This window comes from Verrucosispora sp. TAA-831 (assembly GCF_050780145.1).
Classification (GTDB): Bacteria; Actinomycetota; Actinomycetes; order Mycobacteriales; family Micromonosporaceae; genus Micromonospora.
The window spans coordinates 2,244,763-2,270,354 of sequence record NZ_CP192240.1 but is presented as its reverse complement, the minus strand read 5'-3'; the positions used below and the strand labels follow the sequence as shown (position 1 = coordinate 2,270,354).

Annotated in this window: 19 protein-coding genes and 2 pseudogenes; 3 read left to right on the top strand and 18 right to left on the bottom strand. The window is 72.5% G+C overall.

Annotated features, from left to right (window positions below):
- Window positions 1-11 precede the first annotated feature (11 nt).
- From ACQVFL_RS10290 to ACQVFL_RS10230, 13 genes and pseudogenes are all read right to left on the bottom strand, one after another.
- Entirely contained in the window at window positions 12-1,913 is a 1,902-nt protein-coding gene (locus ACQVFL_RS10290; RefSeq protein WP_431729238.1) for a hypothetical protein, read from the bottom strand.
- A 264-nt stretch (window positions 1,914-2,177) separates the two neighbouring features.
- Window positions 2,178-3,887: a glycosyl hydrolase gene (locus tag ACQVFL_RS10285; protein WP_396698907.1), complete on the bottom strand. Its 1,710-nt coding sequence runs from the start codon at window positions 3,885-3,887 to the stop codon at window positions 2,178-2,180.
- Between the two features lie 320 nt (window positions 3,888-4,207).
- A complete protein-coding gene (locus tag ACQVFL_RS10280; RefSeq protein WP_396698905.1) occupies window positions 4,208-4,396 on the bottom strand; it encodes a DUF397 domain-containing protein in 189 nt (62 codons plus the stop codon).
- Window positions 4,393-4,488, bottom strand: a pseudogene (locus ACQVFL_RS10275) (XRE family transcriptional regulator); the annotation flags it as partial. The pseudogene ACQVFL_RS10275 and the gene ACQVFL_RS10280, both read right to left, overlap by 4 nt.
- Window positions 4,489-5,303: 815 nt before the next feature.
- Window positions 5,304-6,131 carry a shikimate dehydrogenase gene (locus ACQVFL_RS10270; protein ID WP_431729237.1) on the bottom strand — a complete coding sequence of 276 codons (828 nt, stop codon included), beginning with the start codon at window positions 6,129-6,131 and terminating at the stop codon, window positions 5,304-5,306.
- Window positions 6,128-7,324, bottom strand: coding sequence for an endolytic transglycosylase MltG (gene mltG, locus ACQVFL_RS10265; RefSeq protein WP_396698901.1), 1,197 nt, complete (start codon window positions 7,322-7,324; stop codon window positions 6,128-6,130). Before mltG ends, ACQVFL_RS10270 begins: the two co-directional genes overlap by 4 nt.
- Window positions 7,321-7,782: a Holliday junction resolvase RuvX gene (gene ruvX / locus ACQVFL_RS10260; RefSeq protein WP_350695004.1), complete on the bottom strand. Its 462-nt coding sequence runs from the start codon at window positions 7,780-7,782 to the stop codon at window positions 7,321-7,323. The genes mltG and ruvX overlap by 4 nt, the downstream gene beginning before the upstream one ends.
- Window positions 7,783-7,855: 73 nt before the next feature.
- Window positions 7,856-10,534 carry an alanine--tRNA ligase gene (alaS, locus tag ACQVFL_RS10255; RefSeq protein ID WP_396698899.1) on the bottom strand — a complete coding sequence of 893 codons (2,679 nt, stop codon included), beginning with the start codon at window positions 10,532-10,534 and terminating at the stop codon, window positions 7,856-7,858.
- Entirely contained in the window at window positions 10,531-10,836 is a 306-nt protein-coding gene (locus ACQVFL_RS10250; RefSeq protein ID WP_396698897.1) for a hypothetical protein, read from the bottom strand. The genes alaS and ACQVFL_RS10250 overlap by 4 nt, the downstream gene beginning before the upstream one ends.
- A 20-nt stretch (window positions 10,837-10,856) precedes the next feature.
- Window positions 10,857-11,318, bottom strand: coding sequence for a DUF948 domain-containing protein (locus tag ACQVFL_RS10245; RefSeq protein WP_396698895.1), 462 nt, complete (start codon window positions 11,316-11,318; stop codon window positions 10,857-10,859).
- 149 nt (window positions 11,319-11,467) lie between these two features.
- Window positions 11,468-12,124, bottom strand: coding sequence for a hypothetical protein (locus tag ACQVFL_RS10240; RefSeq protein ID WP_396698960.1), 657 nt, complete (start codon window positions 12,122-12,124; stop codon window positions 11,468-11,470).
- 3,332 nt (window positions 12,125-15,456) lie between these two features.
- Window positions 15,457-16,995, bottom strand: a complete 1,539-nt coding sequence (locus ACQVFL_RS10235; RefSeq protein WP_431729236.1) for a replication-associated recombination protein A — start codon at window positions 16,993-16,995, stop codon at window positions 15,457-15,459.
- Between the two features lie 75 nt (window positions 16,996-17,070).
- Window positions 17,071-17,274 carry a hypothetical protein gene (locus tag ACQVFL_RS10230; RefSeq protein WP_396698891.1) on the bottom strand — a complete coding sequence of 68 codons (204 nt, stop codon included), beginning with the start codon at window positions 17,272-17,274 and terminating at the stop codon, window positions 17,071-17,073.
- A 118-nt stretch (window positions 17,275-17,392) separates the two neighbouring features.
- On the opposite strand from ACQVFL_RS10230, the gene ACQVFL_RS10225 reads away from it, so the two are divergent.
- On the top strand, window positions 17,393-18,172 hold the full coding sequence (locus ACQVFL_RS10225; protein ID WP_396698890.1) for a GNAT family N-acetyltransferase: 780 nt from the start codon (window positions 17,393-17,395) through the stop codon (window positions 18,170-18,172).
- Here the strand turns inward: ACQVFL_RS10225 and ACQVFL_RS10220 are convergent.
- The 4 genes and pseudogenes from ACQVFL_RS10220 to ACQVFL_RS10205 form a co-directional block, all read right to left on the bottom strand.
- Window positions 18,130-19,377: pseudogene (locus ACQVFL_RS10220) on the bottom strand (MFS transporter); the annotation flags it as partial. The gene ACQVFL_RS10225 and the pseudogene ACQVFL_RS10220 overlap by 43 nt on opposite strands.
- Window positions 19,374-19,967: a helix-turn-helix domain-containing protein gene (locus ACQVFL_RS10215; RefSeq protein ID WP_396698886.1), complete on the bottom strand. Its 594-nt coding sequence runs from the start codon at window positions 19,965-19,967 to the stop codon at window positions 19,374-19,376. The gene ACQVFL_RS10215 and the pseudogene ACQVFL_RS10220, both read right to left, overlap by 4 nt.
- Before the next feature lie 235 nt (window positions 19,968-20,202).
- Window positions 20,203-22,008, bottom strand: a complete 1,806-nt coding sequence (gene aspS / locus ACQVFL_RS10210) for an aspartate--tRNA ligase (RefSeq protein ID WP_431729235.1) — start codon at window positions 22,006-22,008, stop codon at window positions 20,203-20,205.
- Window positions 22,009-22,295: 287 nt separating this feature from the next.
- Window positions 22,296-23,348, bottom strand: a complete 1,053-nt coding sequence (locus tag ACQVFL_RS10205) for a S1 family peptidase (RefSeq protein WP_396698882.1) — start codon at window positions 23,346-23,348, stop codon at window positions 22,296-22,298.
- A gap of 246 nt (window positions 23,349-23,594) precedes the next feature.
- On the opposite strand from ACQVFL_RS10205, the gene ACQVFL_RS10200 reads away from it, so the two are divergent.
- The gene (locus ACQVFL_RS10200) at window positions 23,595-24,425 is read left to right on the top strand and encodes an SGNH/GDSL hydrolase family protein (RefSeq protein ID WP_396698880.1); all 831 of its coding nucleotides are present in this window, start codon (window positions 23,595-23,597) and stop codon (window positions 24,423-24,425) included.
- 93 nt (window positions 24,426-24,518) lie between these two features.
- Here the strand turns inward: ACQVFL_RS10200 and ACQVFL_RS10195 are convergent, their stop codons facing one another.
- Window positions 24,519-24,989, bottom strand: coding sequence for a winged helix-turn-helix transcriptional regulator (locus ACQVFL_RS10195; RefSeq protein WP_396698878.1), 471 nt, complete (start codon window positions 24,987-24,989; stop codon window positions 24,519-24,521).
- Between the two features lie 55 nt (window positions 24,990-25,044).
- Between ACQVFL_RS10195 and ACQVFL_RS10190 the strand changes: the two genes are divergently transcribed.
- The gene (locus tag ACQVFL_RS10190; protein WP_431729234.1) at window positions 25,045-25,551 is read left to right on the top strand and encodes a PaaI family thioesterase; all 507 of its coding nucleotides are present in this window, start codon (window positions 25,045-25,047) and stop codon (window positions 25,549-25,551) included.
- The last annotated feature ends 41 nt before the right edge of the window (window positions 25,552-25,592 follow it).

The following is a 25,592-nucleotide window of genomic DNA, read 5'->3' as shown; positions in this document are numbered from 1 at the left end:
AACAGTGAACGCTACTGCACGGAGAAGAACATCGACGGAGTCGACCAGGTCAGTTCCGTGGTAGCGGTGGCGATCACCGTAGCCTCGGCACCGGTGGCCACGGCAGCGGGGGCCAGGGTCGGATCGAAGGGCACGCTGCGCAGCGATCCGTTCGTCGCCCCGAAGACGATCTTCCCGTTCACCCAGGCCATGCCGCGCACGGTGGACCAACTGACCCCCGTGGTCGGCACGGTGAACTCGGTGGCACCCAGGTAGTTGCCGTCGATCTCGAAGAACCGGTAGTACAGGTTGTTCTGCCCGGTCCGGGTGTAGTAGAGCCGGCCGTCGAGGAAGAACGCCCCGGTCAACTGCGCCGGGTTGAACCAGTCGTTGTAGCCGGACGCCTCCCACGGCACACCGATGGTGGTGCCGTTGAACATCGAGATGTCGATCCGGCTACCCGTACGCGACCCGGAGACCAACCGCGACCAGTAGATCCGGTCGTCCACCCGCCAGGTCGCCCCGGCACCGGTGTAGTTGGCCTGGCTCACCGTGGTCGCGGTGCCGAGAGTGCTCCCGTCGAACGGCACCTTCGCCAACTCACCGCTGCCGACGTTGAGGTACAGGTGGCCGCTGGCGGCCGTCGGAGGGTTGCGCGGGGTGATGGTGCGGCCACCGCTGACCGGGAACATGCCCAGCCGGCCGTGGTACTCGTTGCCCATGCCGTCGGAGTTGTGCCCGAAGTACAGGCCGTCCGGACCACGCCAGAGCACCGGCACGGTCGAGCCCCACGAGCTGGCGCCCGACGGCAGCGCCGAGCCGCCGCTACGACGCGGGTTCCAGTTCACCGGCATGCCGGTGGCCGGGTTGACCGCACCGATACCGAGTCGGTCGATCGCGCCGTTGCCGGCGCTGTCACTGGCGTTCGGGTTGTTCAGCCAGCGGAAGTGCCCGCCGAGGTAGATGACGTTGTCGGCCACCTCGACCGAGGTGATGGTGTCGTTGCCGGTGAAGTTGACCCAGGTGGCGTTCTGGCCGCTGCCCCGGGCCGCGGTCTCGAAGCGCACCAGCGCGTCGCAGTACGCCGACGGCCAGCCCGCACCGCCGTTGGTGCCCACGACGAACCAGCTCCCGTCGGCACCGAACCGCACATCCTGCACGTAGTGCACGAAGGTGGTGGGGGCCGCACAGGGCGCCACGAACCGCTCGCTGCTCCAGTCGATCACGCTGGGCGTGCCGGTCAGGTCGATCAGCGCGATCTGGTTGCGCGGCAGGTCGTTGACGAACATGAAGTTGCCGCCGACCACGAGCGTGCTGCCGTCCGGCGACACGTCGATGGCCCACGCGTACATGCTGGTGTCGTGTCGACCGACCGAGGTGTTGATGTTGAAGGTCGGGTCGATCGCACCGCTGGTCGCGTTCAGCCGCCCGAGCCCGGCGTGCGCCGTGCCGTTGAGCCAGTTGAACGCCCCGGCCACGTACAGCCAGTTGCCGTGCAGCACCATGTCACGCACGGTGCCGCCGTCGGACCGACCCACCCAGGTGTCGATGATCATGCCGGTGGACGGGTCGAGCGCCACCAGGTTGCGGCGGGCCACCCCGTTGACGTTCTTGAAGACACCGCCGACGATCAGCGTCCCGCCGGGACCCGCGATGAGCGAGTTGACCGCCCCGTCGAGCACCGGCAGGAAGGTGGTGGAGATCGTCCCGGTGGTCCGGTTGTAGGCGAAGAGGTAACGCTGGGTGGTCCACGACGAACTGACGGTCTGCCGGATCTGGGTGAAGCTGCCTCCCACGAACACCGTGTTGCCGACCTGTGCGAAGGCACGGGCCTCACCGTCCCGCGCGTGCGGGGTCTCGTCGGCGGGGTTCGCGGACACCAGAGTCGCCGGTTCGGGAACCGGCACCACGGCGGCGGATGTCGCGCTGGGCACGGCCAGGACGGCCGCGACGGTTGCTAATGCGACAGCCCCTGCCCGTACGCGCTTTCGGCGGGTGTTCCGCCACGGGAAGGAGATTATGGGCACGCTGCGCCTCCAGGGTGGACGGGAATGTGCGTTGCGTAGCCTCTCCCGTTCGCCCCTGGGGCGATATCCGCCGATTGGGCGGTCAGTTCATCCAGTTGCGGACATCACCGCGGGCGGTCGTATGTCGGACAACACCGGTACGGCATCCGACCGCCCACGGGTTACCTGAGGTCAGCGGCTCCCTCCGGTGGGTTGCCGAAGGTAACTGTCCCGTCCGGCGGCGGCGAAACCGGCCACCGCCGAGGCGTCCTGGTTCATTGTCATGTTGCAGACGTTCGTCGTCTTCGTCATGCCCGGGGAGTTGAAGTAGATCGCGGCCTTGATCTTCGGGTGGGCCTTCAGCGCCGCCGGGAACTCCTCGAACCACCGCCGCTTCGCGTTCGGGTCGGCGCTGTCGAAGTTCGTGCCGAACTCGGCCAGCATCCGGGGCTTGCCCTTGCCGATGCCGGTGTCGTCCAGCCAGCGGTAGAACGAACCGATCGTGGTGCTCGGGCTCTTCCAGGTCGTACTGCCGTTGCAGACGTGGAAGTTGTACGGGTCCCAGGCCACCCAGTCGACGTAGTCGTCACCCGGGTACAGACCGGCGTACCGGTTGTAGTGGCCGGACCAGCCCATCATCGTCCAGACCCACACCGCGTTGCGGACGTCGGCCTTGGCGAAGCGGTCGTGCACGTACCGCCAGGCGCGGACGAACTCCGCGTCGCTGCCCTTCTCCGGCTCGTCCTCCGGCTCGTGGTCGAAGCCCATGAACACCGGCACCCCGGCCGCCTTGATCCGGCCGGCCACGTCGTCGATCGTCTGGTCGTACCGGCCGCTGTACACGTCCCGCCAGGTGAGCACCGTGCCGGACGAGAAGACCCGGCTCTCCCAGGCGAAGAACATCAGCCGACCCTCACGCATCTGCTGCTGCTGGTACGCGTCGGGGAAGGCACCGTTGCTGCCGCTGTTGGAGAAGTCGTGGTAGCGGTGCACGATGTCGAACGTCCGCCCGACCTGCTTCTCCACGTCGGTGATCGCCTTACCGTGGTCCCATCCGCTGCCCGCGCCGGAGGGTGAGTACATCCCCCACCAGGCACCGCAGGACGGCACCAGCTTCGCCGACACCTGACCGCACGCACCGGAGTCCGCCGGTGGCTTGGTCGGCGTCGGGCTGGGCCGGGCCGGGCTCGGGCTCACGCTCGGCGACACCGTCGGCGAGGCGGGTGGACGGGTCGGCAGCGCGGCCGAGGGCGTCGGCGAGACGCTGGTCGGCGCGGGCGTCGGACGCGTACCCGTGTCGTAGCGCAACACCAGGCGGGGACGGACGTCCGGGTTGCGGTTCTCCCCCGACGCCCAGTAGATCCGCGTGCCCAGCCCGGCCTGTGCCAGCGACACCGTCCAGGTGCCGTTGCCGGTCACCAGTTCGGAGACGTCCCACTCGTTGAAGCCCTTGCCGACGCCGGACACCGCGTCCAGGGCGGCGCCGACCTGACCGGGAGCCGGTCGGGCGGCCCGGGCGTCGAGCCCGGAGTCGTGCGCGGTGACCGCCGCGTCGAACGCCTGCCAGGAGTGCACCCGCAACGTCGCCCGGATGTTCGTCGCGTTCGCGGGCAGTGAGGTCACCGAGAAGGCGAGGACCGCCTGCCGGTCTCCCCGGGGGTTGCCGTCACACGGGGCGGCGCAGGTGGCCAGCGTCGTCTTGACGCTGTTGTCGCCGTCCTGCGGAACGCTCGTGGCGGTGGTGTCGAACACCACCGGAATGGAGATGTCGTCGTCGGCGATCAGGGGCACCATGGTCGCGCCGATGCCGAGCACGACCGTGGTGCTCAGGACACCGAGCACCACGGCCTTGCGCCGGGGGCCCTGGTGCCGGATGAGGCGGTGCAGTCCGCGCCTGGCCACTCAGACTCCTTGTGAATTCGGCGATAACGCTGTGGAGCGTATCGGCGTACACAACAGAGCGTGCGAATGACCGGGGAACCTAAGCGCGTCTTAAAGTTCGCCTAAGCCGACGCTGCGACACCGCGCCCGGCCCAAGCTGCGGCAGGGTACCGGCAATCTGGCGACTCAGCACCGGCCGATCCGCAGGTCAGCGCCGCAGCGGGTCCCCATCTCCGCGCCGGACCGGTGCCGCACCTCAGCGGCGATCGATGATCTACCCCACTGACGGCCCATGCGCAAGTCCGCGCCGATCGATGCCGCGTCCCGGCGGCACGTGCGGCTCAGTTCGGGGCGGCCTGCTTCGCCGGCGTGACGAACGACTGCCAGGCGGCAGGCGCGAACCGCAGGGTGCCGCCGGCCCGGTCCTCGGTGTCGCGCACCAGCACGACGCCGGAGAACTTGTCGGCGACCTCCACGCACGACCCGCCGTTGGTCCCTGAGTAGGTCGACGTACACCTGGCACCGGTCATGTCCATGTCTGCGCCACTTCCCTGATCAGTTCGAGTGACTGCCTGCGCGGGAACGCCTCACCCCGGACCGCCTCCCACGTCCGTTGGAGCGTCTTTCCCCCACCTCTGCCCGATCCGCTCGCGGATTCGTCAAGCCCACCCGCTTGCGCCGATGACGTGCGCGGGGGACCCGCGCACGTATCGACGCTAGTGGGGTCCTATCCAGACTGTCACCTGGCGAAGCCGCTCCCATCCAGGAAGGACGGGGTGGTTTCGCATACCGGGGCCGCCCGTGGATCCCACACCCGGGCGGCCCCGTCCACCCCAGGAAATGGAGGACGACTTGCGTACGCCGGTCGCCTGGTACCAATGCCCGAGGACGGTTCTGCCGTCCCGGTCGCCGCCACGACGTCGACGCGGCACCCACCTGCCCGAGTGGATGCGTCGGCCGACCCGGCCGCTGCCCCGGCAACGCCCCGGGCGCCCCGGCTGGCTGACTCCGGGGCAACAGTGGCGGGCGAACGGGGGCCACCCATGATCGCCACGCGCCCCTTCGCCACGCGCCCCTTCGCGCCCGGGGGTGGCCCACCTCCGGTGCGACCGCACGCCCCTGCCGCCGACGTCCCGCACACCCCGCTACGGCCGATGTGGTGCTGCCGCGCCGACGGGCAACCCTGGCCGTGCGGCGAGGCCCGACTCCTGCTCCGCGTCGAGTACGACGGCAACTCCACCGGCACGAAGGCCCTCACGAGGGCAGTTGCGTACCCAAGCGCAAACGGGGATCACGTCGCGCGAGCAGCTAGGGCACTCGATCCAGGATGTAGTGGCCTCGCGAACAGACGAATACCACTCGATCCAGGATCGAGCGAACGGTCGGCCCGAGCGGCCAGGCTGCCCGAACGGCCAGGCTGCCCAGCGGCCAGGGCGGTCAGGCGGACCGAGCGGCAGCCAGCGCGGCGGCCATCGCGGCGCGGGGGGCGGGGACGCCGGTGAACTGCTCGAACTGGCCTACCGCCTGGGCCAGCAACAGGTCCAGGCCGGAGACCACCGGGCAGCCGGTGGCAGCGGCCGAGGCGGCCAGCGGCGTCGGCCACGGATCGTAGATGGCGTCGAAGAGCACCGTGGTGGGACGCCAACGCACCACACCGGCAAGCTCGTCGGCAGCGCCCTTCGGCACGGTGGAGATCAGCAGGTCGACGTCGGCCAACGCCGCCGCGTCCGCCCAGGGCGCGGCGGTGAGGGCCAGTCCCAGCGCGCTCGCCACCGGCGCCAGCTCGTCGACCGCTGCCGTGCGGCGGGCCACCACGGTCACCCCGGTCGCGCCCAGCCGGGCCGCCGCCGCCAACGCCGCCCGCGCCGTGCCACCCGCACCCAGCACCGTGACGGACGCACTCGCGCGTACGCCTGCGGACGTCAGCACGTCGACCATGCCGGTGACGTCGGTGTTGTCCGCATACCAGGTGCCGTCGGAACGGCGTACCAGCGTGTTGGCCGCGCCGACGGCGGCGGCGACCGGCGAGACCTCGGCGGCGACGGTCAGCGCCGCCTCCTTGCCGGGCATGGTCACCGACAGCCCGGCCCACTCCGGGCCCAGCCCGGCGACCAGGTCCGGCAGCTCCGCCGCCGCGCACTCGATCCGGGTGTACGACCAGCCGGTGAGCCCGGCGGCGGCGTACCCGGCGTTGTGGATCACCGGGGAGAGCGAGTGTGCGATGGGCTTGCCCAACACTGCCGCCCGCCGTGCCACCACCGTCACAGGACGCCGTTCTCCTTGGCCTTCTGGATGTTGCGCTCGTGCTGGCTGTAGTCCTTGGTGAAGGCGGAGTTGCCTTCCTTGTCGATCGCCACGAAGAAGAGCCAGTCGCCGGCCGGCGGGTCCATCGCGCCTTCCAGCGCTTCCTTGCCCGGATTGTTGATCGGCGTCGGGACCATGCCGCGCAACTTGCGGTTGTACGGGTTGTCCGGGTTGTCGAGGTCGCTCCGCGTCATCTGGCCGGAGGTCTTGCCCTCCTGCCCGATCATCTCGAAGTAGTAGTTGACCGTGACGTCCATCTCCAGGCAACTACAGTCGAACGTGCCCGAGTAGACCCGGTTGTAGGCGACCCGGGCGACCCGACCCAGGTCCTTCTTGGTGCCGGCCTCGGCCTGGGCCAGCGACGCCACGATCAACGCCTCGTACGGGCTGATCCCGCCGCGTTCCTTCTGCACCCGGTCGGCGAAGTCCATCTGCCCGGTGACGGAGAGGAAGTGGTCGACCATCTGCCCCAGGATCACCTCGGCGGTGGCGTTCGGCGGGATCTCGTAGGTGTCCGGGAAGAGGAAGCCCTCGATGGACTTGCTCGACTTCTTGCCGTCCTCGCGCTTGAACCACCAGTCCGGTACGCCCAGCTTCTCCGGGTCCTTCGCGGCGGCCTCGAACTCCTTGACCGGGATGTCGGTCTGCTCGCTGAGCAGCTTGAAAATGCTCTTGGCGGTGCGGCCCTCGGGGATGGTGAGCCCGTTGACGATCCGGTTCTGCGGGTCGAGCATCGCGGCCAGGGCGTTCGCGCCGCTCATCTCCTTGCGCAGCTTGTACGTGCCGGGCTGGATGTTACGACTGCGGGAGTTCTCCTGGGCCGCCTCGGTGAACGCCTTGGTGCTCTTGATCACACCGGCGTCGCGGAGCACCACGGCCATGTCGGCCAGGAAGGCGCCCTGCGGGATCTGGATCGTCACGTCCTCGGTGCCGTCACCGTCGAAGTCCGGTGTGACGAAGTAGCTCTGGATCCGGTCGAAGCCGTAGAAGGCACCGCCACCGATGCCGCCGAGCAGCACCAGTGCCAGCAGCAGGGCGAGCACTGTCTTGCCCCGCCCGCCACCGGAGCGGCCGTTGCGCCGCCGTCCCCGGCGGTGCTTGCCCTTCTCCCCCCGGTCCTGCTCGTCGAACCCGAGGTCCAGATCGTCAGTCATTCGGTCCGCCTCCGCTGCGCATCCAGCCAGCTCTGCAGAATCTCCACCGCGGCGGCCTGATCGACCACCGCCCGTTGTCTCTTCCCCCGGACACCGCGCTCGGCAAGCCTACGACTCGCCACTACCGTCGACATCCTCTCGTCGGTCAGCGTCACCGGAACAGGCGCTATCACATCGGCCAGTTGTCGAGAGTACGCCTTCACGTGTTCCGCTGCGGGGCCGTGTTTACCCGCCAGGTTCACCGGTAGGCCCACCACCACCTCGACCGCCTCGTGCTCGGCGACCAGTGCGGCCACCTCCGCGAGGTCCGTCGGCACCGCGTCTGGCCTGGGGTTCTGCTCACGCGAGAGGGTGACCAGAGGGGTGGCGAGAACCCCGTGCGGATCCGACCGGGAAACCCCGATCCGCACCTGTCCGACGTCCACACCCAACCGCACACCCCGGGACAACCCGGTCACGCTTCGTCACCTCGCCCGATATACACGGCAGGGCGGACCTGCTCGGCCCGCCCTGCCCTGAGGTTCTGAGGACTCACGCCTCGGCGACCGCCTTCTCCACGGTGAGCAACAGGGTGGCGACCTCCGACTCCGGCAGCCCACCACCCTGGGCCAGGTCCGGACTGCCACCGCCGCGCCCGGAGAACGCCGCCTTGACCAGGTCGTTGGCGGCGAGGCCCCGGTTACGGGCGGCCGAGTTCACCGACACCACCAGGGACGCCTTCCCGTTCGCACGGGCCGCCACCGCGACCACGCCCGGCCGGGCCACGTCGATCCGACCCCGGATCTCCTGGGCCAGCGTGCGGACGTCGTTGCCGGCCGCCCCCTCGGGTGCCTCGATGCCGACATAGGCCACCCCGCGCACGTCCCGGGCCTGCGCGGCGAACGCCGCCGCACCGCCCAGCACGAGCTGGGCGCGCAGCTTCTCCAGCTCCTTCTCCGCGTCGCGGAGCTGGGTCACCGTCTGCTCGACCCGGTCCGCCACCTGCTCGGAGGGGACCCGGTACAGCTCGGCCAGCCGGGACACCAGCAGGTGCTCACGGGCCAGGAAGTTGAACGCGTCCATGCCGACCAGCGCCTCGACCCGGCGTACCCCGGAACCGATGGACGACTCCGACAGGATCTTGACCAGGCCGAGCTGGCCGGAGCGGGCCACGTGGGTGCCGCCGCACAGCTCGCGGGCGTAGTCGCCGACCTCGACCACCCGGACCTGGTCGCCGTACTTCTCGCCGAACAGCGCCATGGCTCCGATCCGACGCGCCTCCTCCAGCGAGGTGACGAAGGCGTGCACCTCCAGGTCCGCCAGGAGCACCTCGTTGACCTGCTGCTCCACGTCGCGCAGCACGCTCGGCGCCACCCCGGTCGCGGTGTTGAAGTCGAACCGCAGCCGACCCGGGGCGTTCAGCGAACCGGCCTGGGTGGCGGACTCGCCGAGGAAGTTGCGCATGGTCTGGTGCACCAGGTGGGTCGCGGTGTGCGACCGGGAGATGGCCCGCCGACGGCTGGTGTCGATCTCGGCGTACCCGGTCTCACCGGCCCGCACCTCGCCCCGGACCACCCGGGCCCGGTGCACGATCAGCCCCGGCACCGGCTGCTGCACGTCGAGGACCTCGACCTGACCGCCACCGACGGTGATCATGCCGACGTCGGGCTGCTGCCCGCCGCCCTCGGCGTAGAACGGCGTGGTGTCCAGGACCAGCTCGACCAGGTCGCCCTCGACGGCCGCCGCGCGCGGCCCGTCGGTGCCGAGCACCGCCCGCACCGTCGACTCGCGGGAAACCTCGGTGTAGCCGGTGAAGGTCACCGGACCACCGGCGTCGAGCACCGACCGGTACGCCGACAGGTCGGTGTGTCCGGTCTTACGCGCCTGCGCGTCGGCCTTGGCCCGGGAGCGCTGGTCGGCCATCAGCCGCCGGAAGCCCTCCTGGTCGACGGTGAGGCCCTGCTCGGCCGCGATCTCCAGGGTCAGGTCGATCGGGAAGCCGTACGTGTCGTGCAACTGGAACGCCTTGTCACCGGAGAGCGCCGGTCGACCCGCCGACTTCGTCTCGGTGATCGCGGTGTCCAGGATCGTGGTGCCCGCCCGCAGGGTCGCCAGGAAGGCGTCCTCCTCCGCGTACGCGTACGCGGAGATCCGGTCGAAGTCGGCGGCCAGCTCCGGGTACGAGGGCGCCATGCAGTCCCGGGCCACCGGCAGCAGCTCGGGCAGGGCCCGCTCCTGCCAGCCGAGCAGCCGGACCGCGCGGATCGCCCGACGCATGATCCGCCGCAGCACGTAGCCACGGCCCTCGTTGGACGGGGTCACCCCGTCGCCGATCAGCATCAGGGCGGTACGCACGTGGTCGGCGACCACCCGCAGCCGGACGTCGTCGGGGTGCGACTGGTTCGCCGCGTGCCCGGAGTGCGCGCCGTACCGCTTGCCGGTCAGCTCGGCGGCGCGGTCCAGGATCGGCCGGACCTCGTCGATCTCGTACAGGTTGTCGACGCCCTGCAGGATGGAGGCCATCCGCTCCAGGCCCATGCCGGTGTCGATGTTCTTCTTCGGCAGCTCACCGACGATCCGGAACTGCTCCTTGCTGAGCACGTCCGCGATCTCGTACTGCATGAAGACGAGGTTCCAGAACTCCAGGTACCGGTCCTCGTCGACCTCCGGGCCGCCCTCGGCCCCGTACTCCGGGCCCCGGTCGTAGTACAGCTCGGAGCAGGGACCGGCCGGGCCGGGGATGCCCATCGACCAGAAGTTGTCCTTCTTGCCCCGGCGCACGATCCGCTCGACCGGCACACCGACGCGCCGCCAGATGTCGTACGCCTCGTCGTCGTCCAGGTAGACCGTCGCCCAGACCCGCTCCGGGTCCAGCCCGAAGCCGCCCGCCTCGACCGGCTTGGTGGCCAGCTCCCAGGCGAACGGGATCGCGCCGTCCTTGAAGTAGTCGCCGAAGGAGAAGTTGCCGTTCATCTGGAAGAACGTGCCGTGTCGGCTGGTCTTGCCGACCTCGTCGATGTCCGGCGTACGGATGCACTTCTGCACGCTCACCGCACGGGAGAACGACGGCGTCTGCTGCCCCAGGAAGTACGGAACGAACTGCACCATGCCGGCGTTGACGAACAGCAGGTTCGGGTCGTTGATGGCGGGCAGCGGAGCGGACGGCACCACGGCATGGCCGTTCGCCTCGAAGTGGGCGAGATACCGCCGCTTGATCTCCGCCGTCTTCATCGCTGGGGTTCCTCCGGAAAGATGTCTCTGTCACCGACGCGCGGCTCCTCGCGCACGTCGGCGAACTGGTCGTCGAACGCCTCGCCCTGGGCGAACGCCTCGTGGATCTCGTGTTCCCGCTCGGCCATCCCGGCGCGTACGTCCGCCACGAAGCTACGCAGTTCCTCGACGAGACCGCCAGCGGATTGCGACAGGTTGTCGGCGATGCCCGCCGGGGTGTACGCGTGCGCGGCACGGGTCGCCTGGCGGACCACCACCACGCCGACGGCCAGACCGATGCCCAGCCAGAACAGCCGCTTCATGCTCGTACCTCCGACGCCGGTCAGCGGTTGCCGCGCCGGGCGGCGCGCCGCTGGGACTTGATGGTGTCGCGGACCTCGCGCTCGGTCTCGGCGTTGCGTCGGGCCGAGGCGGCCTTGCGCACGCCGTAGCCGAAGGCGGCCACCTTGACCAGCGGGTTGGCCGCCGCGGCCGAGACCACGGTGACCAGGTTGGCGACGTTGGCGCTGATGTTCTGCGCGTGGCTGGTCATGGTGTCGACCTTGGCGAGCTGGAGGTTCACCCCGTCGAGTGACGTCTGCACCTGTTCCAGGGTGACGTTGACGTTCCGCACGGTGGTGTTGACGTCACCGAGCAGCGGCCCGGTCCGGTCGTTGAGGTCGTTGATCATCTGGGTGGTCGCGTCCACGGTGTGCCGCAGCCGCAGGATGGGCAGCGTCAGGATCAGCACCAGCATCGCGAACGCGATAGCCGCGATCAACGCCGCGACCTCCAAAAAGCCCACGCCTGTCCTCCTCAACACGGTCCCGGGACATCACGGCCCACGAGACGTACGACCTTCTCGCCCTCGCCGTCACCGGTGGCCCGCCACGCGCTCGTCGGCAGCGGGCGGGCCGCCAGATGCAGACCCTACCGTCCGTGATGACAATCGGCTCAGGACGGTGGTGACGGCGTCAACTCGCCCAGCGGATCGTCGGTCAGCGTCGGGAAGGGATCCTCACCGGTCAGTGACGGATCGGTGTCCGGCTGTGGCCTGGTCCGCTCGTCGTCGATCGCGTTGCGGACCTTCACCGACACCAACGAACCGGAGCACTCCTCGGCTGCGGTCGACGGGTCGGGTGACGGCACCACCGCCGGCTCACCGTCCACCGGCGGCGGTACGCAGGTCGGCTCCCGGACCCACAGGTCCAGCGTCAACTCGTCCCGCCGCCAGCAGGTGTAGCTGCCGTTCTCCTCCTGCTCCGGGCAGTACGCGGGCCGCCAGGGCTGCCAGCCGTCACCGCTCAGCGCGGCCTCGTACACCTGGGCCGTCTCCTCCGGCGACCGCTCGGAGGTGACGGTCCGCTCGCGCAACCGGCAGTCCAGCAGGCACCAGCGGCTGCCGCTGGCGTAGTCCTCCGGCTGCACCGCGGCCCACTCCGGCACCTCCAGTTCGTCGAGCGCGACGAAGACCGGGTCCCGGTTCATCGCCTGCACGCCGAAGAAGGCCGGCACGCCGGCCAGCAGGAGCACGCTGACCAGGGCCAGCAGCAGCGTACGACGACGCTGCCCGGCACCGGTCTGCCGGCGCGTCTCCGGGTCGACGTCCACCGCCTCGTCGTCGGGCCGGTCGCCGTCGCTGTCCTCCAGGTCGGCGGGGCGCCGTACCGCCGGTTCCGGCGCGGGCCGGGGCCTGCTCGGGTCGGCGGACGCCACCACGGCGGCGGCCCGGGCCACCGCCTCCCCGGCAGCCGGTGGCGGGGGCACCGCTGCGGCACCGGACGGTTCCGGGCGGGCCGGGTCCCGTTGGGGCGGAGCGGCCCGACCGGCCGGGCGGTCGTCGAGGCGTGGGGCCGACGCGGCGGCGCGGGCCACCGCGGACGGCGGTTCACCGGGGCCCGACCCACCGTCGGGTCGGCCCGGCCCGCCCTCGGGGCGTCCCGGGGCACCGTCGGGTCGACGGGAGCCCACCTCGGGGTGCATCGGGCCGCCGTCGGGGCGACGCCGTCCGACCTCCGGGTGGGGCGGTCCGGCAGGCCGGGCAGCCCCCCGAGCGGGCCCTGGCGGCATGCCACCGGGACGGCCCGGTCCTGCCGCCGTCGTGTCGGGGCCGCCGGAACCACGCGGCGCACCGGCGTCCGGAGGCATCGGGCCACGCGGCGGCGGACCGGCATCGGGGGGTACGGGGCCACGCGGCGACGCGCCGTCGGAAGGAGTCAGTCCACGCGGTGCGCCGGAGTCCGGTGGCATCGGCGCACGCGGCGACAGACCGTCCGGGGACACTGGTCCACGCGGCCCGTCCGGGGGCACTGGTCCACGCGGCGGCGGGCCGGCGTCGGGGCGGGCGGTCCCGCGCGGCGGACCGGGGGGAACACCCTCCGTCGGCCCGGTGCCGCGCGGCGGTCCGGCCGGACCGCCGTCCGGGCGGCCGACCGGCCGGGTACGGCCGGTGGATGCCTCGGGTCCGGGACGGCCGGCGGGTCCCCCCGGTCCCATCGGAGCGGTACCGGGCGGTTCGGCCCGGCCCCGCCCGACCGGAGGTCCATCCCGTCGAGCCCGATCGACCGGCGCACCATCGGGTCGAGCCCGATCGACCGGCGCTCCGTCGGGACGGCCGGGCTCGCCCGGCGGCCCGTCGGGTCGGCCGCGATCGGTCCGGGGCGCATCCGGTCGGCTACGACCGGCGGGCGCTGCGTCGGGTCGTCCGTGGTCGCTCGGCGGGGCGTCGGGGCGGCCACCACCGGGGCGACCCGGCGCGGCAGGGCCGGCTCCGGGGATGGCCGCGGCGGGCCAGCCCGGGATGCCGCCCGGGTCGGTCTGGTCGTCCGGGTTCGCGCGCGAGGGGCCGTCCGCGTCACGACGACCACCGAGCATCGCCGTACCACCGGACGGGGTGCCGCCCGCGTGCCCGGCCGGACCGCCCGGTGTCGTGCCGGGCCGCCGCTTGACCGTCGGCAGCGCCGGATCGGTGTGGTGCCCGCGCCCGGCCTGTCGCAGCCAGTCGGCCGGCCGTTCCGGACGCCCGGCCCGGCCGTCACCGGGTCGGGTCGCGAACGGCCGCTCGCCGGTGTCACCGGGCCGCGTCACGTACGGGCGCTCACCCGTGTCGCCGGGCCGCGCCACCACAGGTCGTTCCCCGGTCTGACCGGCCCGGGCGGCGAACGGCCGCTCGCCGGTGTCACCGGGCCGGGTCACGTACGGGCGCTCGCCGGTGTCACCGGGTGCGGGAGCGCGGCCGGAGTCGTCGGCGGCCCGCCGCCCCGGAGGCGGCGTCTCCTCGCCGCCGGCCGCGCGGCGACCCCGAACCGGGTTCTCGGTCGGCGCGGCGGCCCGGCGGCCGGCCGGCGGCGTCGCCGGTTCCTCAGGTGCGGCGCGGCGGCCCCGGAACGAGGAGTCGGCCCGCTCGGGCGACACGGTGCGGGGCTCCGACGGGGTGACGGGCATCGCCGACGGATCGCCGGACGGCACTCCGGGAATGGCCGGCGCGTTGCCGGACAGCGGGACGATCGGTTGTTCTTCCTCGGGCTCGGCGGCGCGGCGGCGACCACCCCGGCGGCCTCCCGATGGCGCGACGGAGGGCCCACCGGCGACGGCGGGGCCAGCCGGTCCCGACGACGGGCGGATACCGGGGTCGGTGGTCGGTACGCCGTCCTCCGCAGCCCGGCGGCCACGGCGGGGCACCGGGCCGGTGGTGTCGGACGGAGCCGTGCCGACCTGCGGCGTCGCGGACTGGTGGGTCGCGGCATCGGCCGGGCGGGGCGCGGTCGGGCGGGGTCCGGCAGGGCCACCGACGCCCGGAGCCGTCGCATCGAGGTCGGTGCGGTCCGGGGTACGCGGACCGGCGCCCGCCTCCGGCGGCGGTGTGCCCCGGACCGGGCCGCGCGGGACGGTCCGGCGTGCACTGGCCGGAATCCCGCTGGGCCGACCGGCGGGGTTCCGTCGTGGCGTGGGCTGGTGTGGCGCGGGACCGGCCGGTCCGCCGGACTCGGGTCCGGCGGGCACGCCCGGAACCGGGCCGGTCGGCGCGCCGGAGACCGGGCCGGACGTCATCGCGGAGGGGTGGCCGCCCGGCCCGCCCGAGACAGGTTCGGCGGGCCCGGGACGTCCGCGCCAACCGGGCGGGCCGCCCGCGTCGGCGGGCCAGCCGCCGGTCGGCTCACCCGTCGGGCCGTTCTCCCGTCGCCCGCCGGGCGGCGGTGCGGTCGCGAACGAGGGACCACCCGGAGCGCGGTCACCCGGGCCAGCAGGCGGCCCGGCGGCGAACGGTGGCCCGCCCGGCGCACGGTCACCGGGCCCAGCAGCAGGCGGCGGGCCGGAACCGAACGGTGCACGGTCGCCGGGGCCGGCGGAAGGCCGGGGGCCGGGGCCGGCGGGCGGCCGGGGGCCGGGCGACGAGGGCTCGGCGGCGGGCGGCCGAGGCCCGGAAGTGGGCGGTGCAGCGTGCGGCGGTGCACCGACGGGCGGGCGGGGGGCCGGTGCGCCCGGCCACGGCCCGTCGACCGGACGGGAGCGTGGCGGCTCGGCCGGGAGCCGGCGGGGCGGTGCGGCCGGTGGACCGGCGGCCGGATCCGGCATGCCGGGCGGCATCGCGGCCCGGCCACCGGCTGCCGGTGGCGGAACGGACCCCGGCGGAGGCGGCGGGGCGGCCCCGGAGGGGGGTGCCGGGCGTCCGGTGGGCGGCTGCCCCGGACGGACCGGAGGCACCTGACCGGGCCGGTCGGTGACCGGCGGGGCGGGGCGGGCGCCGGGGCCGTCCGGAGCCGGGGCGACCCCGTCCGGGCCCAGTTCCCCCCGCTGCTGCTTGGCCGAGCGCAGGTCGTCGATCCAGCCGAAGTCCTCACCGGCGCCCGGGTCCTCCGGGGCGGCCTCGGGCTTGTTCCGGCCCCAGCGGCGGCCCTTGGGACGCCGCTCGTCCGGGCCGTCCTCCGGTCGCTCCGACGATTTCACTGTTGACCCTTCCCGTCGGCGCCGCGGCCGACCTCATCCGCCGCGTGGGCGTCCGTGACCGTGGACTGGCCGCCGTCGACTCCGGACGGGGGCGTCTCGGCCCGGCCCGTCGTCGCCACCCGGTCACCCGTGGTCTCCGCCGGTACGCGGGCGGGCGCGGGCAGCCCGCGGACGATCCGGCGCAGCAGCGGCAGCCGGGTGGCCACCGACCGTTCCGCACCGTGTTGGCTCGGCTGGTAGTAGTCGGTGCCGATCAGGTCGTCCGGCACGTACTGCTGGGTGAGCACGCCCCGCTGGTCGTCGTGCGGGTAGCGGTACCCGATGCCGTGGCCGAGCCCGCGCGCCCCGGCGTAGTGGCCGTCGCGCAGGCCGCGCGGCACCGGGCCGCCCCGGCCGGCCCGGACGTCGGCGATCGCCGCGCCGATCGCGGCGGTTGCCGAGTTCGACTTGGGGGCGGTGGCCAGGTGGATCACCGCCTGGGCGAGGTTGAGCTGCACCTCGGGCAGGCCGACGTACTCGACGGCGTGGGCGGCGGCCGTGGCGACGCTCAACGCGCCCGGATCGGCCATGCCGACGTCCTCACTGGCGAAGATGACCAGCCGTCGGGCGATGAACCGGGCGTCCTCACCGGCCACCAGCATCCGGGCCAGCCAGTGCAGCGCGGCGTCCACGTCCGACCCGCGCATGCTCTTGATGAACGCGCTGGTCACGTCGTAGTGGGCGTCACCGGCCCGGTCGTAGCGCACGGCGGCGGTGTCCACCGCCTGCTCGGCGGTGGCCAGGTCGATCCGGCCGGTGCCCAGCGCGGTCGCCGACCCGGCCGCCGCCTCCAGCGCGGTGAGCGCCTTGCGGACGTCCCCACCGGCCAGCCGGACCAGGTGGTCCTCCGCCTCCGGTGCGCAGTCGAGCGCGCCGCCCAGGCCACGCTCGTCGGTCAGGGCCCGACGCAGCAGCGCGCGGACCGCCGCGTCGTCGAGCGGCTGGAGAGTCAGCAGCACACACCGGGACAACAGCGGGGAGATGACCGAGAAGTACGGGTTCTCCGTGGTGGCGGCCAGCAGCGTGACCGTACGGTCCTCGACGGCGGCGAGCAGCGAGTCCTGCTGGGTCTTGCTGAACCGGTGCACCTCGTCGATGAACAGGACGGTCGGCGGGCCACCGGTGCGCCGCTGACGCCGGGCGGTGTCGATCACGGCTCGGACGTCCTTGACGCCGGCCGAGAGCGCCGACATGGCCACGAACCGCCGGTCGGTGGCGGCGGCCACCAGGTGGGCGATGGTCGTCTTGCCGCTGCCGGGCGGCCCCCACAGGATGACCGACATCGGCGCGTTGCCGGCGACGAGTTGCCGCAGTGGTGCGCCGGGCGCGAGCAGATGGTCCTGGCCGACGAGTTCGTCCAGGGTGGCCGGGCGCATCCGGACCGGGAGCGGTGCGTCCGGACCGACCGGGGTGAAGCCGCCGACGCCGTCGGAACCCGTCGGCGCACCGGGTGCTGCCGTGGGTTCACTGAGGGTGAACAGGGCGTCGGACTCCATCACGAGAACAGTACCGGGCTCGACCGACAACGCCGGAATCGCGCTGCCGGCCGAGCCCGGGATGATCGTTCTCGGTCAGCCGCGCCCTGGGCGGCGACCCCGGTACCAGCGGCCACCGCCGCCCCGGCTGCCGAAGCCGGCCAGGTGCAGCGCGAGCAGCAGAAGCCCGATCAGCACGAGGGTGTTCCAGTTGAACAGATCCGGTGCACCGAGATTGCTGTTCAGCAGGTCGAGCAAGAGTGCGAAGCCGAAAACCGCGGCGGCGGCGATGGCGAGCATGTCGTTCCTCCGGTGGGGGTTCCAGTAGGTTCGGCGCGGGATGTACCCGATCGGTCGGCTCGCCAATCTCCACCCTGGATCGGAGTCACCCCGTAGCGCCCCCACCTAGGCTGTTCCCGTGATCATCGCTGCCGAGGCCCTGGTCGGCCGGGAGGCGATCCTGGCCGCCGTGGACCACCATCCCTTCTTCCGGCACACGGTGCCGCGACACGCTCCGGTGCGCGGCTGGCGGCACGACGGGGCGGTGTGCTGGCTGCGGTCGTCGACGGAGTCGACGGTCTGTGCCGCCGTCGGGGTGCCGGGCGCGGCCGTCGAACTGGTCGGCGCGCTCGCCGAGGAGCGGCTGCTCGACGCGGGCCAGTGGGCGCACCTGCCCCGGCTGGATCCCGCCACCGACCGCGCCGGTACGGCCGGGGCGGCGTACCAGGACTGGGACTTCCTCTGGACGACCGGCGCGCCGCCGCCGCAGTCCGGCGAGGAGCGGGTGGTCCGCCTGAGCGCGGCGGACCACCCGGCGCTGACCGCGCTGATCGACGAGGCGTTCCCGACCAGTACGGCGCGGCCCGGTGGCGCCGGAATCGTCGACTGGTACGGCATCCGCGACGGCGACCGGCTGATCGCCGCCGGGGCGGACCGGACCCGGGGCGAGGTCGGCTTCCTCGCCGGGCTGGTGGTCTCCCCGACGCGGCGCAACCGGGGTCTGGGCGCGGCGCTGACCGCCGGCCTGACCCGCACGCTGTCCGCGCGGTACGACACGGTGGCGTTGGGCGTCTATCCGGACAACGTCGGGGCGATCCGGTTGTACCGGCGGCTCGGCTACACCGGCAGCTTCCCGCTCACCTCGGTCCGGCTCGCCGCGTCGGCGGACGCCCGGGCGGCCCGCCAGGCCGGCAGGTAGAGCGGCGCGGCCACGGCCAGCACCACCGCGCCGACCAGCATCGCCGTGCCCACCCCGGCCCGATCGCCGACGAGACCGAGCACCACCCCGCCCAACGCCCCCGCCGGCATGGCGACCATCGAGTTCACCGAGATCACGCTGTTGCGGTAGGGCCCGTCCACCTGCCGGTGCAGCAGTCCCATGTGCAGCGGGTTCGACGCGCCGTGCACGGCGTAGCAGGCGATGAAGGCGACCAGCACACCGACCGGGCCCGCGAACAGGGCCATACCGACGACCGTGACCCCCTGCACGATCCGGAGCAGGGCGGCACCGGGTGCGGCCCCCAACCGGCGGATCAGCAGCGGGGTGAGCGCCGCGCCCCCCGCGGACGCCAGCCAGGCCACGGTGTTGGCCGGACCGAGCAGGGCGGCGGCGCGGTCGCCGTCCCCCACCACCTCGGCGAGCCGGACCGGCAACAGTCCCTCGAAGGTCATCGTGCCGAAGCCCCAGAACAGCTCGACCGCCACCAGCGCGAGCAGCACCCGGGACCGACGCAGCAGGCCGAAGGCCTCACCCACCATGCGCGGTGCCGCACGGACCGAGGACCGCAGCGCGCCGGCACCGGCCACCGGACGCCGCTCCGCCAGCAACGTCAGCAACGCCACCAGGGCGACGGCCTGCAACAGGACCGCGACCACGATCGGCGTGGTGAGCGCGCTGACCGGGCCCACCGGCCCCAGCGCCACCAGCCCACCGCTGAGCAGCGCCCCGGCCGCCATGGACAGGCCGAGGACCGTGCCACCCTGGCCGAGCCCCTTCTCGTACGCGGCATCGGGGTCGACGGCGAGCGTGCTGTTGACGTACCAGGACTCCAACGGGCCGCTGTCCAGGGCCCGGAACACACCCTGCAACGCCCAGACGGCGACCAGCAGGGCGACGGAGTCGGCGACCACCAGCAGGGCCAGCGACGCCAGGCCGACCACGTTCGCCACCACCAGCACCGGCCGACTGCCCAGCGCGTCGGCGAAACCGCCCGTCGGCAACTCCAGGGCGAGCACCACCACCCCCTGGGCCGCGACGGCCAACCCGATCTGGGTCAGGGTCAGGCCCCGCTCCTGCATGAGCAGGATGATCACCGGGATCATCAGGCCGACCGGAAGCCACCGGAGCCCGTGCAGGACCAGGAAACGACGGCGGATCTGGAGAACGGACAGGTCGCTGGTCACTGCTTCGTCCCCATCGACAGCGGGTGGCTGGCCAGCACCACCTGCACCTGCTCGGCGCCGGGCGCGTCCGGGTCCGCCTCGGCGTGGTAGCGCTGGAGGATCTGCAACAGCTCGGCCTGGAGTTCCTTCAGCCGGCTGGCGGGGATGGTCATGAAGACGTCGCTCATGCCGAAGGCCTCCCGCCACTCCGGCGACCACCTGTCGCGTACCGCGAACCACCGCTCCGCCTGCTCGACGAACAGTCGCACCTGATCGGCCTGGATCCACTCGATCGCGGCCCGGGCGTCCGGGTCGTCGTCGAAGTCGGTGCTCTCGAAGCTCGTGACGTCGTGCGCGGCCCGCCACCAGCGTTGCCGCCCGCTACCCCGGTCGGGCTCCTCGACGACCAGGCCGACCTCGGCCAACTGGCGTAGGTGGTAGCTGGTCGCGCCGGTGTTGGTGTCCAGCAGGTCGGCGAGGGTGGTGGCGGTCGCCGCCCCCTTCACCCGAAGCGCACCGAGCAGCCGGTTGCGCAGCGGGTGTGCCAACGCCCGGACCTGTCGGTGATCGATGTGCACCCGTCGCGGTGCCGGCTTCCGCACGTCTCCCATGACCACACGGTAGCCGTGCACAGTTTCTATGCACAAGTTCTGTGCATAGAAACTGTGCACCCGGGCCGGGCTCAGGTGGAGAGCAGCTCGGTGACGCCCCGCAACCGCGTCCGCAGCAGCGTGGCCGCGCGGGTCGAGTCCAGACGTACCGCTGCCGGGGCGCGACACACCGACGGCCCGCGACGCAGGCGCGCGGTCGGCGGGCTGCTGGCCCGCCGACCGCACGCGGTGTCGGTCAGGTGGGGTCGGCGACCGGGGCGGCCGGGCCGGCGGTGCCGGTGTGCGGGACCTGGGCGGGCTTGGGCTTGGCGTCGATGCCGGCCTCGGTGCGCTGCTGCCCGGTGATCGGGGTGGGCGCGCCGGTCAGCGGGTCGAAGCCGCCGCGCGTCTTCGGGAAGGCGATGACCTCGCGGATCGAGTCGACCCCGGCCAGCAGCATGCAGACCCGGTCCCAGCCGAACGCGATGCCGCCGTGCGGCGGCGGGCCGTAGCTGAACGCCTCCAACAGGAAGCCGAACTTGTCCTGCGCCTCCTCCGGCGTGATGCCGAGCAGGTCGAAGACCCGCTGCTGCACGTCGCGGCGGTGGATACGGATCGAGCCGCCGCCGATCTCGTTGCCGTTGCAGACGATGTCGTACGCGTAGGCCAGCGCCCGGTCCGGTGCCTCCTCGAAGCGGTCGACCCACTCGGCGTTCGGCGAGGTGAACGGGTGGTGCACGGCCGTCCAGCCACCGTCGTCCGTCTTCTCGAACATGGGGGCGTCCACCACCCAGCAGAACGCCCAGGCGCTCTCGTCGACCAGGCCGGCCCGCTTGGCGATCTCGATCCGGGCCGCGCCGAGCAGCTCCTGTGCCTCACGGGCCTCCGGACCGGCCGCGAAGAAGACGGCGTCGCCCGGCTTGGCGCCGACCGCGTCGGCCAGCCCGGCCAGGTGCTCGGCGGAGAGGTTCTTCGCCACCGGTCCGCGCGGCTCACCGGTCTCGGCGTCCAGCACCACGTAGGCCAGCCCCTTGGCACCGCGCGCCTTGGCCCAGTCCTGCCAGCCGTCCAGTTCCTTGCGGGTCTGGCTCGCCCCGCCGGGCATCACCACCGCGCCGACGTAGCCGCCCGCGTCGATCGCCCCGGCGAAGACCCGGAACTGGGTGCCGCGCAGGTAGTCGGTCAGCTCGGTCAGCTCCACGCCGTAGCGCAGGTCCGGCTTGTCCGAGCCGTACCGGGCCAGGGCGTCGTGCCAGGTGATCCGCGGGATCGGCCGGGGGATCTCGTACCCGGCCAGGTCGGACCAGAGGGCGGCGGCGATCTCCTCACCGAGGTCGATGACGTCGTCCTCGGTGACGAAGGACATCTCGATGTCGAGCTGGGTGAACTCCGGCTGCCGGTCGGCCCGGAAGTCCTCGTCGCGGTAGCAGCGGGCGATCTGGTAATACCGCTCCATGCCGCCGACCATGAGGAGCTGCTTGAACAGCTGCGGCGACTGCGGCAGCGCGTACCAGCTACCGGGTTGCAGGCGGACCGGAACCAGGAAGTCGCGGGCGCCCTCCGGGGTGGACCGGGTCAGCGTCGGCGTCTCGATCTCCAGGAAGTCCCGCTCGTGCAGCACACCACGGGCGAGCTGGTTGGCCCGGGACCGCAGGCGCATCGCCCGGGCCGGGCCGCCCCGGCGCAGGTCGAGGTAGCGGTACTTGAGACGGACGTCGTCGCCGGCCACCACCTGGTCGTCGATCGGCAGCGGCAGCGGGGCGGCCTCGGAGAGCACGTCCAGCTCGACGGCGGTCACCTCGATCTCGCCGGTGGGCAGTTCCGGGTTCTCGTTGCCCTCCGGGCGGCGGGTGACCTCACCGACGACCTTGACGCAGTACTCGTTGCGCAGCGCGTGCGCATCCTCCGCACGGAAGACGACCTGGACCACGCCGGTGGCGTCGCGCAGGTCGACGAAGATGACACCGCCGTGGTCGCGCCGGCGGGCCACCCACCCGGCGAGCGTCACCGTGGTGCCGGCGTCCGTCGCGCGCAGGCTGCCGGCGTCATGGGTACGGATCACGACGTGCGTCTCCCTCGTCTGGCTCTACGTCCGTTGCTCCCGGCATTCTGTCAGCCCGCACCCGCTCTCGTTCCCCGGGTGTGCAAGGAAGGGCCCCCTGCTACCGCCTCGTGCATAGCAGGGGTCCCCTGCCAACAGCAGCGCGCCGGCAGCGTTAGCAGGGGACCCGTGCTCTACCGCAGGCGTTAACAAGGTGCCCTTCCTTTCACGCGCAAGCCGGGCGGGCCGCCGGAGGAGGAATCCGGCGGCCCGCTGGCGGAGGAGAAGGTCAGGTACCCGAGTACGGATCAGTAGACGCTGACCCCGTACCGGCTCAGCACCGGTCCGATCGGCTGGAAGAACGTGGTGCCGCCGATGCTGCAGTTGCCGCTGCCGCCGGAGGTCAGGCCGAGCGCGATGGTGCCGCTGAACAGCGAGCCGCCGCTGTCACCCGGCTGGGCGCAGATGTTGGTCCGGATCAGGCCGCGCACCTGGCCCTCGGCGTAGTTGACGGTGGCGTTGAGGGCGGTCACCGAGCCACTGCGGACGCCGGTGGTGCTGCCGGAACGCTGCGCCGACTGCCCGACGTACGCGCTGCCGGAGGCGGTGATCTCCCGGTAGGTGCCGTTGTAGAGGTAGACGTTGCCCGGCTGCACGACGCTCTGGTTGGCGTACCGGACGATGCCGTAGTCGCTGCCCGGGAAGACGCTGCCGGTGCGCGAGCCGAGCAGCGAGGTCTGCGCCGAGTTGCTGTACCAGTTCGCGGCGATGTTGGTGCAGTGGCCGGCGGTCACGAAGTAGTAGGTGCTGCCGGCACGCACGTTGAAGCCGAGCGAGCAGCGCCCGCCGCCCTGTGCGTAGATCGCCTCGCCACCGGAGATGCGGGTGCTGAGCACGCCGGCCTCGGCCTCGATGCGGACGGCGCCGTTGGTGCGCGCGGCGGCGGCCTTGACCCGCTCCAGCTTGGCCCCGGTGACGGTGCTGTCGACGGAGACGACGACCTGGTTGGTGGCCGGGTCGGTCCACCAGGCGGTGCCCGGGATCGCGGCGGAGCGCTCCAGCGCGGCGGTGGCCCGGTCCAGCTCGGCCGCGCCTCGCTTGACCAGCTTGGGGGTCGCACCGGCGGCGGCCACCTGGCGGGCCGCGACGGCGTCGGTCACCGCGACGACCATGGTGCCGCTGGCGTCGGCGTAGGCGCCGGCCGCGCGGTCACCGAGGCGGTCGGCGAGGGCCGCCGCGGCGTCGGGTGTGGCGGACGCGGGCGCCGCGTGGGCCGGCGCGCCGGCCAGTACGCCGGCGACGAGAGTTCCGGCGGCGGCGACGGAACCGACGCGGCGAAGCATTGACCTTGTGGGTCGCATGTAACAGCCTCCCGGTAGGGGGTTTCATGCCCTGTCACGTCGACAGGAGCGGGGGCAACTCGGCCACCTGGGGAAATGGCCGAGCGAGGGAAAGTATTCACACATTTAAGATCGTCAACAAGCCCCGACTCCGGCCGAATCGACCAACCGCCTCGAAGTAATCGCTGCGCAACATTGTGGACACAGACGGTCGTCTATACGCTCTGGTCACCGCCGCCACCCGGCAACCGTGAACCGGAGGCCACCATGACCCTCGTCCGACGCGCGCTGGCCACCCTTGCCGGCGTCACCGCGTTCGTTCTGCTCGCCACCGCGCCCGCCCTGGCCGCACCCGGCCCGGCACCGACCTCGATGGCCAGCCTCGGCGACTCGATCACCCGGGGCTTCAACGCCTGCGGGTGGTACGTCGACTGCACCAGCCGATCGTTCAGCACCGGCGACGACTCCACGGTCAACAGCCACTACCTGCGGATCCGCCGGGCCGAACCGGCGATCAACGGCCGCAACCACAACGCTGCCCGCACCGGCGCGAAGTCCGCCGACCTGAGCGACCAGGCCGCCACCGCGGTCAGCCAGGGAGCCGGGTACGTGACGATCCTGATCGGCGCGAACGACGCCTGCACCGGCTCGGAGTCGAGCATGACCTCGGTGTCCACCTTCCGGGCCAACATCGACTCCGCGCTGAACCGGCTCAAGTCCGGGCTGCCGAACGCCCGGGTCTTCGTGATCAGCATCCCCGACGTGCACCGACTCTGGACGGTCGGCAAGGACAGCGGCAGCGCGCGTACCGCCTGGTCGTTGTTCGGGATCTGCCAGTCGCTGCTGGCCAACCCGACCTCCACCGCCCAGGCCGACGTGGACCGACGCAACCGGGTCCGGCAGCGGGTGGTCGACTTCAACGGCCAGCTCGCGGCGGCCTGTGCCGCGTACGGCTCGAACTGCCGGTACGACGGCAACGCCGTCTTCGGCTACCCGTTCGCCCTCTCCCAGCTCTCCGGCTGGGACTACTTCCACCCGAACGCCGGCGGCCAACAGGTCCTGGCGAACGTCTCCTACCCCGCCGGCTTCGCCTGGTAGCCACCGGAGACCGCCCGGCGGCAGCACCGGAACCCGCGCCGGGCCCCACCGCCGGACACCGGTCCGGCCTCACCGCCGGTGACCGGCCGGGTGTCACCGTCGACGGGCACCCGGCCCCGGACGCGGCACCACGTCACGCGGCTCGGTGACGTGGTGCCCGTCCGCGCAGCGCAGTTCCGCCCGGATCTCGGCGCCGCAGTCGCGGTGTCCGACGCTCAACGGTGGCCCCTCCGGGTCGGCGAGGTAGCGGTCCCCCCAGGCCAGCACGGTGACCAGCACCGGCCACAGGTCCATTCCCTTGGCGGTGAGCCGGTACTCGTGCCGCAGCCGACTGCCCGGCTCGCGGTACGGCTCGCGCCGCAGCACCCCCTGCGCGACGAGTGTGGCCAGCCGGTTGGTCAGCACCTGCCGAGGTACGCCCGTGCGTACCCGCATGTCGTCGAAGCGGCGGACCCCGCTGAACACCTCGCGGAGCACCACCAGGGTCCACTTCTCGCCGAGGATCTCCATGGCGCGGGCGACCGTGCAGTTGTCGATCGACCAGTCCAGGGCCACGGGTCTCATACTCGCCAGGCTAGGTCTGATTGACAGACCCAGCAAGCACTGCCAGGCTGCGTCCATGACGCAGACGCAGGGTGCGACGCGCAGCCGTACCTTCTCCTGGTCCGACCCGGGCCTGAACGCCGCCCAGGTCGGCCGGCGCAGCGGACTGGAACTGCTCCGCGCGATGATCGCCGGAGAGCTGGCCGCTCCGCCGGTGATGCACCTGATCGACATGTCCCGGATGGAGGCCGATGAGGGCCGGGTCGTCGTCGAGCTGGAGCCGCAGGAGTTCCACTACAACCCGCTCGGCACCGTGCACGGCGGCGTGCTCTCCACGCTGCTGGACACCGCCGCCGCGTGCGCCGTGCACACCACGCTGCCGGTCGGTGTGGGCTACACCTCGCTGGACCTGAACGTGAAGTTCCTCCGCCCGGTGACCATCCGTTCCGGGACGCTGCGCTGCGAGGGCACCGTGCTGCAACGCGGCCGGCGGACCGCCCTGGCCGAGGCCCGGCTGACCGACGGGCAGTCCCGCCTCGTCGCGCACGCCACGTCGAGCTGTCTGCTGCTTCCCCTGGAGTGAGGGTAAGGAGGGGTCCCCTCCTAACGCCTCGTGTATAGGAA

Bases quoted from the DNA above. Each gene is read 5' to 3' on its own strand.
- ACQVFL_RS10230 (WP_396698891.1), bottom strand. From the start codon at position 17,274: ATGCTCGCCATCGCCGCCGCCGCGGTTTTCGGCTTCGCACTCTTGCTC.
- ACQVFL_RS10235 (WP_431729236.1), bottom strand. From the start codon at position 16,995: ATGGAGTCCGACGCCCTGTTCACCCTCAGTGAACCCACGGCAGCACCC.
- ACQVFL_RS10280 (WP_396698905.1), bottom strand. From the start codon at position 4,396: ATGACCGGTGCCAGGTGTACGTCGACCTACTCAGGGACCAACGGCGGG.
- ACQVFL_RS10195 (WP_396698878.1), bottom strand. From the start codon at position 24,989: ATGAGACCCGTGGCCCTGGACTGGTCGATCGACAACTGCACGGTCGCC.
- mltG (WP_396698901.1), bottom strand. From the start codon at position 7,324: ATGACTGACGATCTGGACCTCGGGTTCGACGAGCAGGACCGGGGGGAG.
- ACQVFL_RS10190 (WP_431729234.1), top strand. From the start codon at position 25,045: ATGACGCAGACGCAGGGTGCGACGCGCAGCCGTACCTTCTCCTGGTCC.
- ACQVFL_RS10215 (WP_396698886.1), bottom strand. From the start codon at position 19,967: ATGGGAGACGTGCGGAAGCCGGCACCGCGACGGGTGCACATCGATCAC.
- ACQVFL_RS10250 (WP_396698897.1), bottom strand. From the start codon at position 10,836: ATGAAGCGGCTGTTCTGGCTGGGCATCGGTCTGGCCGTCGGCGTGGTG.
- ACQVFL_RS10200 (WP_396698880.1), top strand. From the start codon at position 23,595: ATGACCCTCGTCCGACGCGCGCTGGCCACCCTTGCCGGCGTCACCGCG.
- ACQVFL_RS10205 (WP_396698882.1), bottom strand. From the start codon at position 23,348: ATGCGACCCACAAGGTCAATGCTTCGCCGCGTCGGTTCCGTCGCCGCC.
- alaS (WP_396698899.1), bottom strand. From the start codon at position 10,534: ATGAAGACGGCGGAGATCAAGCGGCGGTATCTCGCCCACTTCGAGGCG.